Source organism: Pseudomonas sp. PB3P13, from assembly GCF_054897735.1.
Window position 1 is genome coordinate 4,176,695 of sequence record NZ_CM142702.1, and the last position, 13,739, is coordinate 4,190,433.

12 protein-coding genes and 1 tRNA gene are annotated in these 13,739 nt (G+C 59.4%); 7 read left to right on the top strand and 6 right to left on the bottom strand.

Features of this window, described 5'->3' with window-relative positions:
- The first annotated feature begins 214 nt into the window (after positions 1 to 214).
- The 7 genes from ACYZT1_RS19225 (at position 215) to ACYZT1_RS19255 (ending at position 9,268) form a co-directional block, all read left to right on the top strand.
- Positions 215 to 1,723: a sigma-54-dependent transcriptional regulator gene (locus ACYZT1_RS19225; RefSeq protein ID WP_462016235.1), complete on the top strand. Its 1,509-nt coding sequence runs from the start codon at positions 215 to 217 to the stop codon at positions 1,721 to 1,723.
- 442 nt (positions 1,724 to 2,165) lie between these two features.
- On the top strand, positions 2,166 to 2,549 hold the full coding sequence (gene gcvH / locus ACYZT1_RS19230; protein WP_462016236.1) for a glycine cleavage system protein GcvH: 384 nt from the start codon (positions 2,166 to 2,168) through the stop codon (positions 2,547 to 2,549).
- An 11-nt stretch (positions 2,550 to 2,560) separates the two neighbouring features.
- Positions 2,561 to 5,425: an aminomethyl-transferring glycine dehydrogenase gene (gene gcvP, locus ACYZT1_RS19235; protein WP_462016237.1), complete on the top strand. Its 2,865-nt coding sequence runs from the start codon at positions 2,561 to 2,563 to the stop codon at positions 5,423 to 5,425.
- A gap of 103 nt (positions 5,426 to 5,528) precedes the next feature.
- Positions 5,529 to 6,905, top strand: a complete 1,377-nt coding sequence (locus ACYZT1_RS19240; protein ID WP_462016238.1) for an L-serine ammonia-lyase — start codon at positions 5,529 to 5,531, stop codon at positions 6,903 to 6,905.
- Positions 6,906 to 6,946: 41 nt separating this feature from the next.
- Complete coding sequence (gcvT, locus tag ACYZT1_RS19245) at positions 6,947 to 8,071, top strand: glycine cleavage system aminomethyltransferase GcvT (protein ID WP_462016239.1); 1,125 nt, start codon at positions 6,947 to 6,949, stop codon at positions 8,069 to 8,071.
- A gap of 400 nt (positions 8,072 to 8,471) precedes the next feature.
- Positions 8,472 to 8,684: a cold-shock protein gene (locus ACYZT1_RS19250; RefSeq protein WP_003175786.1), complete on the top strand. Its 213-nt coding sequence runs from the start codon at positions 8,472 to 8,474 to the stop codon at positions 8,682 to 8,684.
- Between the two features lie 95 nt (positions 8,685 to 8,779).
- The gene (locus tag ACYZT1_RS19255; protein ID WP_462016240.1) at positions 8,780 to 9,268 is read left to right on the top strand and encodes an RDD family protein; all 489 of its coding nucleotides are present in this window, start codon (positions 8,780 to 8,782) and stop codon (positions 9,266 to 9,268) included.
- A 134-nt stretch (positions 9,269 to 9,402) separates the two neighbouring features.
- Here the strand turns inward: ACYZT1_RS19255 and nadA are convergent, their stop codons facing one another.
- The 6 genes from nadA to pal form a co-directional block, all read right to left on the bottom strand.
- Positions 9,403 to 10,461, bottom strand: coding sequence for a quinolinate synthase NadA (nadA, locus tag ACYZT1_RS19260; protein WP_462016241.1), 1,059 nt, complete (start codon positions 10,459 to 10,461; stop codon positions 9,403 to 9,405).
- A 271-nt stretch (positions 10,462 to 10,732) separates the two neighbouring features.
- Positions 10,733 to 10,808 (bottom strand) — tRNA-Lys (locus ACYZT1_RS19265).
- A gap of 63 nt (positions 10,809 to 10,871) precedes the next feature.
- Positions 10,872 to 11,564 carry a 7-cyano-7-deazaguanine synthase QueC gene (queC, locus tag ACYZT1_RS19270; RefSeq protein WP_462016242.1) on the bottom strand — a complete coding sequence of 231 codons (693 nt, stop codon included), beginning with the start codon at positions 11,562 to 11,564 and terminating at the stop codon, positions 10,872 to 10,874.
- A gap of 1 nt (position 11,565) precedes the next feature.
- Entirely contained in the window at positions 11,566 to 12,213 is a 648-nt protein-coding gene (gene queE / locus ACYZT1_RS19275; RefSeq protein WP_462016243.1) for a 7-carboxy-7-deazaguanine synthase QueE, read from the bottom strand.
- Positions 12,214 to 12,378: 165 nt separating this feature from the next.
- Positions 12,379 to 13,224, bottom strand: coding sequence for a tol-pal system protein YbgF (gene ybgF / locus ACYZT1_RS19280; protein ID WP_462016244.1), 846 nt, complete (start codon positions 13,222 to 13,224; stop codon positions 12,379 to 12,381).
- 6 nt (positions 13,225 to 13,230) lie between these two features.
- Entirely contained in the window at positions 13,231 to 13,731 is a 501-nt protein-coding gene (gene pal / locus ACYZT1_RS19285; protein ID WP_028621922.1) for a peptidoglycan-associated lipoprotein Pal, read from the bottom strand.
- Positions 13,732 to 13,739 lie beyond the last annotated feature (8 nt).

Below are 13,739 nucleotides of genomic sequence, written 5' to 3' on the forward strand. Positions count from 1 at the left end.
CCCCGCAGAACGTCCAGAGGCAACTGTGGGAGCCAGCCTGCTGGCGATAGCGGAGTGTCAGACGACAAACATGTTGAATGTCCGATCCGCCAATCGCCAGCAGGCTGGCTCCCACAAGGGGTGTCGCGCCCCAAGTCTAGCGCAGGATTTCACCAACCACCCCGCTCCAAGGCATACTTGCCACCCTCCGCACCTCAGAACCCAGAACCGCCTCATGCGTATCCACGTCAGCTTCATCGACCGCGTCGGCATTACCCAGGAAGTCCTGGCCTTGCTCGGTGGGCGCAACCTTAATCTGGATGCGGTGGAAATGGTCCCGCCCAACGTCTACATCGACGCCCCGACCCTCAGTCCGCAAGTGCTCGAAGAATTGCGCGACGCCTTGCTCAGCGTGCGCGGCGTGCAGGCAATGACGGTGGTCGACATCCTGCCCGGTCAGCGTCGGCACCTGCAGCTCGACGCGTTGCTTGCGGCGATGACCGACCCGGTGCTGGCCGTGGACAGTGCCGGGAAAGTCTTGTTGGCCAACCCGGCGCTGATTGCTCTGTACGAGCGCGAACCCGCCGGTGAAAGCGTCGCCGAGCTGTTCGCCGACCCCGCCTTGCTCGATGCCCTGCTGGAAAACGGCTTCCGCCTGCCACTGCGCGAAATCACCGTCAACGGCCAGACCCTGCTGCTCGACGCCACGCCGATCACCGATGCGGGCGCCTTGCTGACGTTGTATCAACCGAATCGCATCGGCGAACGTCTCTCGGCGCTGCACCATGACCACGCCGAAGGGTTCGACGCGCTGCTCGGCGAATCACCCGCCATTCGCACCCTCAAGACCCGCGCCCAACGCGTGGCGGCACTCGACGCGCCACTGTTGATTCAGGGCGAAACCGGCACTGGCAAGGAACTGGTCGCACGCGCCTGTCACGCCATCAGCGCCCGGCACAGTTCACCTTTCCTTGCGCTGAACTGCGCAGCACTGCCGGAGAACCTCGCCGAAAGCGAGCTGTTTGGCTACGCCCCCGGTGCCTTCACCGGTGCGCAACGCGGTGGCAAACCGGGGCTGATGGAACTGGCCAATCAGGGCACGGTATTTCTCGATGAAATCGGTGAAATGTCGCCGTACCTGCAGGCCAAATTGCTGCGATTTCTCAATGACGGCAGCTTCCGTCGGGTAGGCGGTGATCGCGAGATCAAGGTCAACGTGCGGATCCTCAGCGCGACCCATCGCAACCTTGAAAAAATGGTCGCCGAAGGCACGTTCCGCGAAGACCTGTTCTACCGTCTTAACGTGCTGAATGTGGAAGTGCCGCCATTGCGCGAACGCGGCCAGGACATTCTGCTGCTCGCCCGCTATTTCATGCAGCAGGCCTGCGCGCAAATCCAGCGGCCGGTGTGCCGCCTGGCGCCGGGCACCTACCCGGCCCTGCTCGACAACCGCTGGCCGGGCAATGTACGGCAGCTGCAAAACGTGATTTTCCGCGCGGCGGCGATTTGCGAAAGCAGCCTGGTGGACATCGGCGACCTCGACATCGCCGGCACTTCGGTGGCGCGCCAGAACGACGTCGAGATTGATAGCCTGGAGCAGGCGGTGGAAGCATTCGAAAAAACCCTGCTGGAAAAACTCTACGTCAGTTATCCCTCGACCCGCCAATTAGCCAATCGCTTGCAAACGTCGCACACCGCAATTGCCCATCGTCTGCGCAAGTACGGGATTCCCGGCAAGCCGTGAGGCCGGGCGTACAATCTCTTTCCTTCATTAAACCCTGTGGGAGCGAGCCTGCTCGCGATGAGGGCTGGCAGTCGGCATCATCATCGCCTGACCCGCCGCCATCGCAAGCAGGCTCGCCCCACAGGTTCGCAATATTCAAGCGCTTCTCCAAAAACGACATCCACTGTACTGAAAGCGCTACAGCGGAACGTTATCGCTACACCACTCGCCCGCCACGGTAATGCAAGGCTTTGATCCCTGTGAGCTTTTTTCCCCTGTGAAGTCGTAGCGATTTCGCTACAGACGGGCCATCCCGACTTCAATGACGTCCATCTAACCCACTGAATTTACACAAAAAATATACATTGGCAGTGATCTTGCTAGCTCAGACGTTATCAATCCGGGCCTCAGCCCGAGTATTCAACAGCGTCCACCAGACGAGTCTGGTCCCTCAGGAGTGTCCATGAGCGAGTTGCGTTTTACTGAAGATCACGAATGGCTGCGCACCGAAGCCGATGGCACCGTCACTGTCGGCATCACCGCTTTTGCGCAGAACGCCTTGGGCGAAGTGGTTTTCGTACAACTGCCTGAGCTGCAGTCCTACGCCAAGGGCGCAGAAGCCGCCACCGTGGAATCGGTAAAAGCCGCCAGCGGTGTGTACATGCCGCTCGACGGCGACGTATTGGAAGTGAATCCGGCGCTGGACAGCAGCCCTGAACGGGTCAACGAAGATCCGCTGGGCGAGGGCTGGTTCTTTCGCTTCCAGCCTGCCGACACATCGGCCGTTGCCAAACTGCTCGATCAAGACGCGTATGACCGTCTGATCAAAGCCAACGCCGAAGCCTGAGGAGCGCCGCCATGACTCAAATCAATCCTGCTGTAAACGTGAGCACCGCCAACGAATTCATCGCGCGCCACATCGGCCCGCGCGCCGGCGATGAGCAAGCCATGCTCAACAGCCTCGGTTTCGACTCGCTGGAAGCCCTGAGCGCCAGCGTCATTCCGGAAAGCATCAAAGGCACCAGCGTGCTGGGCATGGATGACGGCCTGAGCGAAGCCGATGCGCTGGCGATGATCAAAGGCATCGCCGCCAGGAACCAACTGTTCAAAACCTACATCGGCCAGGGCTACTACGGCACTCACACGCCATCGCCGATCCTGCGTAACCTGCTGGAAAACCCGGCCTGGTACACCGCTTACACACCTTATCAGCCAGAGATTTCGCAAGGTCGTCTCGAAGCGCTGTTGAACTTCCAGACCCTGATCAGCGACCTGACCGGCCTGCCGATCGCCAACGCCTCGCTGCTCGACGAAGCCACCGCCGCTGCCGAAGCCATGACTTTCTGCAAACGCCTGAGCAAGAACAAAGGCAGCCACGCGTTTTTTGCTTCGGTGCATTGCCACCCGCAAACGCTGGACGTATTGCGCACTCGCGCCGAGCCTCTGGGCATCGACGTGGTGGTCGGCGACGAACTCGAACTGAGCGACGTAACGCCGTTTTTTGGTGCCCTGCTGCAATACCCGGCGAGCAACGGCGACCTGTTCGATTATCGTCAGCTGACCGAACGCTTCCACGCTGCCAACGCTCTCGTCGCGGTCGCCGCCGACCTGCTGGCCCTCACCGTACTGGCCCCGCCGGGCGAGTTTGGCGCCGATGTGGCCATCGGCAGCGCGCAACGTTTCGGCGTGCCGCTGGGCTTCGGTGGCCCGCACGCGGCTTACTTCTCCACCAAGGATGCGTTCAAGCGCGACATGCCCGGCCGTCTGGTCGGTGTTTCCGTGGACCGTTTCGGCAAACCGGCACTGCGCCTGGCCATGCAGACCCGCGAGCAACATATCCGTCGCGAGAAAGCCACCAGCAACATCTGCACTGCCCAGGTGCTGTTGGCCAACATCGCCAGCATGTACGCCGTCTACCACGGCCCGAAAGGCTTGACGCAGATCGCCAACCGCATTCATCACCTGACCGCGATTCTGGCCAAAGGCCTGACCGCCCTCGGCCTGAACGCCGAGCAGCAAAGCTTTTTCGACACCCTGACGTTGAACACCGGCGCCAACACAGCGCACTTGCACGACAAGGCGCGCGCGCAACAGATCAACTTGCGCGTCGTTGACGGTGAGCGTCTGGGCCTGTCCCTCGACGAAACCACGTCGCAAGCTGACATCGAAACCCTGTGGAGCCTGTTCGCCGAAGGCAAAACCCTGCCGGACTTCGTCGCGCTCGCCGCGTCGGTGGTCAGCGCAATCCCGGCCACGCTGGTTCGCCAGTCGCCGATCCTCAGCCATCCGGTGTTCAATCGTTATCACTCGGAAACCGAGCTGATGCGCTACCTGCGCAAGCTCGCCGACAAAGACCTGGCACTGGATCGCACCATGATCCCGCTGGGCTCCTGCACCATGAAACTCAACGCCGCCAGCGAAATGATCCCGGTCACCTGGGCTGAATTCGGCGCGCTCCACCCGTTCGCTCCGGCCGAGCAAAGTGCCGGTTACCAGCAACTGACGGATGAACTGGAAGCGATGCTGTGTGCCGCCACCGGTTACGATTCGATCTCGCTGCAACCGAACGCCGGCTCCCAGGGTGAATACGCCGGGCTGCTGGCGATTCGTGGCTATCACCAGAGCCGTGGCGATGACCGTCGCGATATCTGCCTGATTCCGTCATCGGCCCACGGTACCAACCCGGCCACCGCCAACATGGCCGGCATGCGCGTCGTCGTGACCGCGTGCGATGCCCGTGGCAACGTCGACATCGACGACCTGCGCGCCAAGGCCATCGAGCACCGCGAACACCTCGCCGCGCTGATGATCACGTACCCGTCGACCCACGGCGTGTTCGAAGAAGGCATCCGCGAAATCTGCGGCATCATTCATGACAACGGCGGCCAGGTGTACATCGACGGCGCCAACATGAACGCGATGGTCGGCCTCTGCGCACCGGGCAAGTTCGGCGGCGACGTGTCGCACCTGAACCTGCATAAAACCTTCTGCATCCCGCACGGCGGCGGCGGCCCGGGCGTTGGCCCGATCGGGGTGAAATCGCACCTGACACCTTTCCTGCCGGGCCACGCCCACATGGCACGCAAGGAAGGCGCGGTGTGCGCGGCGCCGTTCGGCAGCGCAAGCATTCTGCCGATCACCTGGATGTACATTCGCATGATGGGCGGCGCGGGTCTGAAACGCGCTTCGCAACTGGCGATTCTCAACGCCAACTACATTTCCCGTCGCCTGGAAGAGCACTATCCAGTGCTCTACACCGGCAGCAACGGTCTGGTGGCGCACGAATGCATTCTAGATTTGCGCCCGTTGAAGGACAGCAGCGGCATCAGCGTCGATGACGTCGCCAAGCGCCTGATCGACTTCGGTTTCCACGCACCGACCATGTCGTTCCCGGTGGCCGGCACGCTGATGATCGAGCCGACCGAAAGCGAATCCAAAGAAGAACTGGACCGCTTCTGCGACGCCATGATCCACATCCGTGAAGAAATTCGCGCCGTGGAGAACGGCACGCTGGACAAGCAGGACAACCCGCTGAAAAACGCGCCCCACACCGCAGCGGAAATCGTTGGCGAATGGACGCATCCGTACACCCGCGAGCAAGCGGTGTATCCGGTGGCATCGCTGATCGAAGGCAAATACTGGCCACCGGTCGGTCGCGTCGACAATGTGTTTGGCGATCGCAACCTGGTCTGCGCCTGCCCGTCGATCGAGCTTTATGCCTAAAGCAGCTGCAAGCGGTAAGCTTCAAGCTACAAGTTAAAAGCCAATCGGGCTCTCGCTTGCAGCTCGTAGCTTGCCGCTTACAACTGCTCCACCGGAGCTCATCATGGCTTTAAGCGTGTTCGACCTGTTCAAGATTGGCATCGGCCCTTCCAGCTCTCACACCGTCGGCCCGATGCGCGCCGCGGCGCGTTTTGTCGAGGGCTTGCGTCGTGAAGGGCTCTTGGCCACGACCACCGGCGTCAAAGTCGAGCTTTACGGCTCACTCGGCGCCACCGGCAAAGGGCACGGCAGCGACAAGGCTGTGTTGCTCGGTCTGGAAGGCGAACACCCGGACACCGTAGACACTGAAACAGTCGCCGCACGTCTGCAGGACATTCGCGGCAGCGGTCGTCTGAATCTGCTGGGCGAACACAGCATTGCGTTCAACGAGAAAGAACACCTGGCGATGATTCGCAAACCGTTGGCCTATCATCCCAATGGCATGATCTTTCGCGCGTTCGATGCGGCGGGACTGCAAGTGCGCAGCCGCGAGTACTATTCCGTGGGCGGCGGTTTCGTGGTCGATGAAGACGCGGCGGGCGCCGACCGTATCGTTGAAGATGCCACGCCTTTGACCTTCCCGTTCAAGAGTGCCAAGGACCTGCTCGTCCATTGCACCACCAACGGTTTATCGATCAGCCAGGTGATGTTGACCAACGAAAATGCCTGGCGCCCCGAGGCGCAGACCCGCGCCAGCCTGCTGAAAATCTGGCAGGTGATGCAGGACTGCGTCACTGCAGGATGTCGTAACGAGGGCATCCTGCCGGGTGGTCTCAAGGTCAGACGGCGCGCCGCTGCGCTGCATGCGCAACTGTGTCAGAACCCGGAATCGGCGCTCCGCGATCCACTGTCGGTGCTCGATTGGGTCAATCTCTACGCGCTGGCGGTCAACGAAGAAAACGCCAACGGCGGGCGCGTGGTCACCGCGCCCACCAATGGTGCGGCGGGGATCATCCCGGCCGTGCTCCATTACTACATGCGTTTCATACCAGGCGCGAACGACGACGGCGTGGTGCGATTTCTGCTGACTGCAGCGGCCATCGGCATCCTCTACAAGGAAAACGCCTCGATCTCCGGCGCCGAAGTCGGATGTCAGGGCGAGGTCGGTGTCGCGTGTTCTATGGCGGCTGGCGCCCTGTGCGAAGTCCTCGGCGGCAGCGTACAGCAAGTGGAAAACGCCGCAGAAATCGGCATGGAACACAACCTCGGCCTGACCTGCGACCCGATTGGCGGGTTGGTGCAAGTCCCTTGCATCGAGCGCAACGCCATGGGTTCGGTCAAAGCGATCAACGCGGTGCGGATGGCCTTGCGTGGCGACGGCAAGCACTTCGTCTCGCTCGACAAGGTCATCCGTACCATGCGCCAGACCGGCGCCGACATGAAAAGCAAATACAAGGAAACCGCCCGAGGCGGTTTGGCGGTCAACATCATCGAGTGCTGATGCGCGCACTCTGCATCTGCCCACTTTTTCAGGAACTGGATATGTCCACCGAACAACTGTTGAAAACTCCGTTGCACGCACTGCACATCGAACTCGGCGCCCGCATGGTGCCGTTTGCCGGCTATGACATGCCGGTGCAATATTCGTTGGGGGTGATGAAAGAACACCAGCACACCCGTGATCAAGCCGGGCTGTTCGATGTGTCGCACATGGGCCAGATCCGCTTGCGCGGCGCCAATGCCGCCAAAGCCCTGGAAACTCTGGTGCCGGTGGACATCATCGACCTGCCCGTGGGCATGCAGCGCTACGCCATGTTCACCAACGAAAACGGTGGCATCCTCGACGACCTGATGGTCGCCAACCTCGGAGACCATGAGTTGTTTCTGGTGGTCAACGCGGCCTGCAAGGACCAGGACCTGGCGCACCTGCAACAACACATCGGCGAGCAATGCACCATCGAGCCGCTGTTTGAGGAAAGAGCCTTGCTGGCCTTGCAGGGCCCGGCCGCCGTCACCGTCCTTGCACGCCTGGCGCCGGAAGTGACGAAGATGACGTTCATGCAGTTCACCCGCGTAACACTGCTGGGTGTGGACTGCTTTGTCAGCCGTTCGGGATACACCGGTGAAGACGGTTTCGAAATCTCCGTACCGTCGGCTAGCGCCGAAACCCTCGCCCGCACACTGCTCGCTGAACCGGAAGTGGCGGCCATCGGCCTCGGTGCTCGCGACTCGCTGCGTCTGGAAGCAGGCCTGTGCCTCTACGGACACGACATGAATACCGAAACGACTCCAATTGAAGCGAGCCTGCTGTGGGCCATCTCCAAGCCACGTCGCGCCGATGGTGCGCGGGCTGGCGGCTTCCCGGGCGCGCAAACGGTGATCGCGCAGCAGCAAGCCGGGGTCAGCCGCAAACGCGTCGGCCTGCTGCCTCAGGAACGTACGCCCGTGCGTGAGGGTGCGCAAATCGTCAATGAAGCAGGCGACATCATCGGGGCGGTTTGCAGCGGCGGCTTCGGCCCGACGTTGGGCGCGCCGTTGGCCATGGGTTACGTGAGCAGCGCTTACATCGCTCTCGACACTCCGGTGTGGGCCATTGTCCGTGGAAAAAAGGTACCCCTGCTTGTAAGCAAAATGCCGTTTGTTTCACAACGCTACTATCGCGGCTGATCGCTGTTTCTATAAGTAACGGAGTTGCGTTAACAGTGCACTACTGTGTAACGCAACTGCCATAAAACAGTGCATGAGTTCTGTTCCGGCTTCGATTGTGAACTTTGCTTATAACGATCGAAAACATTTGAACAGGCCCAGCGAACAAGCCGTGCCAGTACGCTCCCTAGTGCCGTGAAGCCGAGCAAATACGGGCCTCTCACGGGGCTTGTTTTTCCTCCCGTAGTTGGCGTAGAGTTTGTCCACTGTGTTTGCATGGGTCGCCTGGAATCGTGACCTGGGCAGTAGCTTACAAGTTAGCTACATCCCGTTCGACGTCTTCTTACTCTCCTGCAACCAGCCCCAGTACTCTTTCATAAGAAGGAGACTGTCATTAATTTAGCGTCAAAGGAAATAAGAAATGTCCCAACGTCAGAGCGGTACCGTCAAGTGGTTTAACGACGAGAAAGGTTTTGGTTTTATCACTCCAGAAAGCGGGCCGGATCTGTTCGTGCATTTCCGCGCTATTCAGGGCAACGGCTTCAAGAGCCTGAAAGAAGGTCAGAAAGTAACCTTCGTTGCAGTGCAGGGCCAGAAAGGCATGCAAGCTGACGAAGTCCAGGCAGAAGCTTAATCTTCTGTAACGAAAAAGCCCCTGATGCTGACATCAGGGGCTTTTTTGTGCGCGTAAGTCCGTAAAATGGCGTTCCTTTTATCGAGAGCCGTGCCATGTCGAAACATCTGCTGCAACCTCAGGGAGAGTTTCCCGCCGCGACCCTGGGTCGTCGCCTGGCAGCGATGTTCTACGATTTCCTGCTGTGCACCGCTCTGCTGATGGTCACCAGCGGCGTGTACAAGATGATTCAAATGGCGATTATCGGCGAAGAGAGAATGCGCGCACTGACCGAGGCAGGAGCGCTGGACGGCGACCCGTTGCTGTCTACGGTGTTGCTGTTTGTACTGTTCGGATTTTTTGCCAAGTTCTGGACATGGTCCGGTCAGACCCTGGGCATGCAGGTGTGGTCGATTCGCGTGCAGAATGCAGACGGCTCATCGATCAGTCTGTGGCAGGCGCTGTTGCGATTTGTGGTGTCGATCGCTTCGCTGCTGTGTGTCGGGCTCGGGTTCTTTTGGTCAGTCTTCGACAAGCAGAACCGCAGCTGGCATGACATGTATTCCAACACGCAGCTCGTTCGCATCCCGAAGAAGACCAAGTGATTGTAAAGAGCAAAAATCACTGTGGGAGCGAGCCTGCTCGCGAAGACGGCATATCAGCAAACATTAATGTCGACTGACACTCCCTCTTCGCGAGCAGGCTCGCTCCCACAGTTTTGCGACTTGACTGACAGACCTCAGGCGTTACCGGCCAATTTCATCCGCGCGGCCTGGTTAAAGTCCAGCATCCGCTTCAGCGGTCGAATGGCTTGCGGTATCAACGCCGGATCGACAAAGATTTCGTCCGTGCCCTCTTTCAGGCAATTCAGCATGCGCTCAAGCGTATTCATCGCCATCCACGGGCAGTGTGCGCAACTGCGGCATGCCGCGCCGTTACCGGCCGTTGGCGCTTCAATGAACACTTTGTCCGGGCACAGCTGCTGCATCTTGTAGAAGATGCCGCGGTCGGTGGCAACGATCAGCGTCTTGTTTGGGAGGCTCTGGGCAGCAGCGATCAACTGGCTGGTGGAGCCCACGGCATCAGCCAGTTCGATCACCGAGGTCGGTGATTCCGGGTGCACCAGAATGGCAGCGTCAGGGTACAGGGCTTTCATGTCCTCGAGCTGCTTGGACTTGAACTCTTCGTGAACGATGCAGGCACCGTCCCACAGCAGCATGTCCGCGCCGGTCTTGCGCTGGATGTAGGTGCCCAGATGCTTGTCCGGGCCCCAGATAATCGTTTCGCCGTTGTCCATCAGGCTTTCAACAATCTCCAGCGCACAGCTTGAGGTGACCACCCAGTCTGCCCGGGCTTTGACCGCCGCCGAGGTGTTGGCATAAACCACCACGGTGCGTTCCGGGTGCTGATCGCAAAACGCCGAAAACTCGTCCACCGGGCAACCCAGGTCCAGCGAGCAGGTCGCTTCCAGCGTCGGCATCAGCACGCGTTTTTCCGGGTTGAGAATTTTCGCCGTTTCGCCCATGAATTTCACGCCAGCGACCACAACGGTCTTGGCCGGGTGAGCATTGCCGAAGCGGGCCATCTCCAGCGAATCGGAGACACAGCCACCGGTTTCTTCGGCCAGGGCCTGAATGACCGGATCACAATAAAAGTGCGCAACCAGCACCGCGTCCTGAGCTTTGAGCTCTGCGGCGATGGCGGAACGGTAATAGGCCTCCTCGTCGGCAGTCAGCGGTTTGGGCTGCTTGGCATCGAGGTGGGCTTGAACCAGAAGGCGTTCGGAAATCTGCGTCATGTTCGCAAGACCTGCAGGCGCGTTCGCGCGAAAGTCGAGTATACACCCGGCTCCGGACCCATCAGGGTACCGCCGGGAGAGTGAGTATCATCAGGCACGGACAACGTTGAAGCTGCGCAAGGCTACAGAATATCCCGGGGATGCAAAAGATGAATCTGATCTGCGTGATGCGGTGCGACCCTGAATCAGTTCGAACTTAAACCGCAGGCAAAAAAAAATCCGGAAATCCTCACTTGCGTGGGCCTTCCAGACTTTTAAAACTGCTAAAAAATGGTGGGTCGTGTGGGATTCGAACCTACGACCAATTGGTTAAAAGCCAACTGCTCTACCAACTGAGCTAACGACCCGCTGTGTGGTGGCGCGTATAATACTGATTTTTAAGGACTATTCAACACCTAATTTGAAATAAATCAGAAATAAGGCGTTGGATCGCTGATTCCGGCCGCGGCGAAGCCTTCCGCACGCAACCTGCAGCTGTCACATTTGCCGCAGGCACGGCCGTTATCATCGGCCTGATAGCAGGAAACGGTGAGGCCGTAGTCAACGCCCAGCTTCACGCCCGCCTGGACGATCTGCGCTTTGCTGAGGTTCTGCAGTGGCGCCTGGATCCGGAAACCATTGCCTTCCACGCCCGCCTTGGTTGCCAGGTTGGCCATGCGTTCGAATGACTCGATGAACTCAGGTCGGCAATCGGGATAGCCTGAATAGTCCACGGCGTTCACCCCAATAAAGATGTCACGGGCGCCGAGCACTTCTGCCCAGCCCAATGCGAGCGACAGGAATACCGTGTTGCGCGCCGGCACGTAAGTGACTGGAATGCCCTCCCCCGGCTCCTGCGGAATGTCGATGCTGTTATCAGTCAGTGCCGAGCCGCCCATACCATCCAGGTTGAGGCCGATCACCTTGTGCTCCACCGCGCCGAGGTCACGAGAGACACGCGCGGCGGCGTGCAATTCGGCGTGAGAGCGCTGACCGTAATCGAAACTCATGGTGTAGCAGCTGTAGCCCTCTGCGCGGGCCATCGCGACGACCGTGGCGGAGTCGAGGCCACCGGAGAGCAAAATGACCGCACGTTTTTCAGCAGTGTTCAGTTGTTCAGTCATATCAGCGCCCCGGCTCATCATTCCAAAGATATTTATGCAGCTGCAATTGCAGACGCACAGGCAAGTTGTCGGCCACAACCCAGTCCGCCAGTTCCCGCGCATTCAGGTCGTGGTGACTTGGCGAGAACAGGACTTCGCCGGCACGCTCGCTCAACCTGTACTGGATCAGCTTGGAAACGGCCCAGTCGTAGTCTTCCCGTGAGCAGATGACAAATTTCACCTGATCATTGGGCGTCAGCAGCTCGATGTTCTCGTAGCGGTTGCGGTGGGCTTCTTTCGAACCCGGCGTTTTCAGGTCGACAACGCGACTGACGCGGGAATCCACAGCCGAGATATCCAGGGCGCCACTGGTTTCCAGTGACACTTCGTAGCCGGCGTCACACAACTGCGTGAGCAATGGGATGGCGTTGGGTTGAGCGAGCGGCTCACCACCCGTGACACAGACATAACGCGGACGAAAACCCGCCACTTGCTCAAGAATGTCGTCGAGCGGGCGTACGGTACCGCCACTGAATGCGTAGGCGCTGTCACAGTATTGGCAACGCAATGGACAACCGGTGAGGCGCACAAAAACGGTGGGCAGCCCGGCGGTCCGCGTTTCACCCTGTAACGAGTAAAAAACTTCGGTGATTCTCAATGTGTCTTGCATAGTCGCCACGGGCGTAACAGCTAAACAGGCTGTCCGCCTCCGTCAGGCACTTCGAGCAACCCCGCCAACGCGCGGATCCCAAGAAGCGTATTTCAGAAAAAGGGCGTGAATTCTAACGAAAAAACCCGCGACAAGCGCGGGTTTCTTCAAAATCATCAAGCAGGTTTACATGCGCTGCAGGTCACGTTGAGCCAGCTGAGCAGCGGAAGTGCCCGGATATTGCGACACCACCTGCTGCAAAATGCCTTTGACCTTGTCTGCATGACCAAGGCGGCGTTCTACATCAGCCAGCTTGTACAGCGAATCAGGCACTTTGTTGTGCTTGGGATACAGCTGCGAAACCTTGGCAAATGCCTGACCTGCACCTTGCAGATCGCCTTTCGCCAGATTGACTTCGCCCAACCAGTACTGGGCATTACCCGAGTACTGACTGTTCGGGTACTTGCGCAGGAAAGCGCCGAAGGCCTGACTGGCCTTGTCGAAATCCTTGGCTTTGATCAAGTCGAAGGCTGCATCGTAATACAGTTTTTCCTTCGCCGGATCTGCCGGTTCGCTACCCGCTGCCGGCCCTTGAGTAGAAGTGGCAGCGGCGGCCGCCCCTGCGCCAGCTGCTGCACCGGCGGCACCAGGATCACCACCGGTTGAAGAATTCTCAGGAGTTACGGCTGGTGCTACGCCGGATCCTATGCGCCGATCAAGATCCTGGTATCGCTCCAGGCTTTCCTGCTTCATGCGCGCTACATCGTTTTGCAGAACTTCGATGATGCCTTGTTGGCGCGAGATCTGTTCCTGCATCGATTGCAGTTGGTTGAACAGCTCGCCCTGTGCCGAGACAGGGGCCGAAACCCCTCCCCCGGCATAGGCGCCGTTCGTACCGTAACCCGCAGGCGGATAACTACTCCCGCTATTGTTATAGCCGGTGTCGTTGTCGACCACAGGAACCGCAGCCCACACCGCAAGCGGTGCGAGGCTGAGGGCCAAAACAGTTACAGCACGACGGCACGTTCGCATGGCGAATTACTTACGCAGTTCGACGCGACGGTTTTGAGCCCAGGACTGCTCGTCGTTGCCGGTAGCAACTGGACGCTCTTCGCCGTAGGAAACCAGTTCCAGCTGAGCTGGGGAAACACCTTGCAGTACCAGGTAGCGCTGAACGGCTTTCGCACGACGCTCGCCCAGTGCCATGTTGTACTCACGAGTACCACGTTCGTCGGTGTTGCCTTCCAGAACAACGCGAGCGCCGTTTGCTTTCAGGTCTTTGGCGTGAACGTCCAGAGCGCGCATGGCTTCTGGCTTCAGGTCCGAACTGTCGTATTCGAAGTAGAAGGTGGTGATTGCGCGCAGAGCAGCTTCTTCGCTCAGCGAACCGTCAACGGCACCGGTATTTGCGCCGTAACCAGCGTTTGGATCAACAGCTGCGCCTTCACCGGCATTGTCGCCGCCTTTAGACGAGCAACCAACGGCTACGGACAAAGCCAGAGCCAGAGCAGCAAACTTACCAAACTTCAGCATTTCCATCGTGAAAC

What these genes read in the sequence shown, in the direction of transcription:
- ACYZT1_RS19225 (WP_462016235.1), top strand. Translation starts at nt 215, where the DNA reads ATGCGTATCCACGTCAGCTTCATCGACCGCGTCGGCATTACCCAGGAA.
- gcvH (WP_462016236.1), top strand. Translation starts at nt 2,166, where the DNA reads ATGAGCGAGTTGCGTTTTACTGAAGATCACGAATGGCTGCGCACCGAA.
- gcvP (WP_462016237.1), top strand. Translation starts at nt 2,561, where the DNA reads ATGACTCAAATCAATCCTGCTGTAAACGTGAGCACCGCCAACGAATTC.
- ACYZT1_RS19240 (WP_462016238.1), top strand. Translation starts at nt 5,529, where the DNA reads ATGGCTTTAAGCGTGTTCGACCTGTTCAAGATTGGCATCGGCCCTTCC.
- gcvT (WP_462016239.1), top strand. Translation starts at nt 6,947, where the DNA reads ATGTCCACCGAACAACTGTTGAAAACTCCGTTGCACGCACTGCACATC.
- ACYZT1_RS19250 (WP_003175786.1), top strand. Translation starts at nt 8,472, where the DNA reads ATGTCCCAACGTCAGAGCGGTACCGTCAAGTGGTTTAACGACGAGAAA.
- ACYZT1_RS19255 (WP_462016240.1), top strand. Translation starts at nt 8,780, where the DNA reads ATGTCGAAACATCTGCTGCAACCTCAGGGAGAGTTTCCCGCCGCGACC.
- nadA (WP_462016241.1), bottom strand. Translation starts at nt 10,461, where the DNA reads ATGACGCAGATTTCCGAACGCCTTCTGGTTCAAGCCCACCTCGATGCC.
- queC (WP_462016242.1), bottom strand. Translation starts at nt 11,564, where the DNA reads ATGACTGAACAACTGAACACTGCTGAAAAACGTGCGGTCATTTTGCTC.
- queE (WP_462016243.1), bottom strand. Translation starts at nt 12,213, where the DNA reads ATGCAAGACACATTGAGAATCACCGAAGTTTTTTACTCGTTACAGGGT.
- ybgF (WP_462016244.1), bottom strand. Translation starts at nt 13,224, where the DNA reads ATGCGAACGTGCCGTCGTGCTGTAACTGTTTTGGCCCTCAGCCTCGCA.
- pal (WP_028621922.1), bottom strand. Translation starts at nt 13,731, where the DNA reads ATGGAAATGCTGAAGTTTGGTAAGTTTGCTGCTCTGGCTCTGGCTTTG.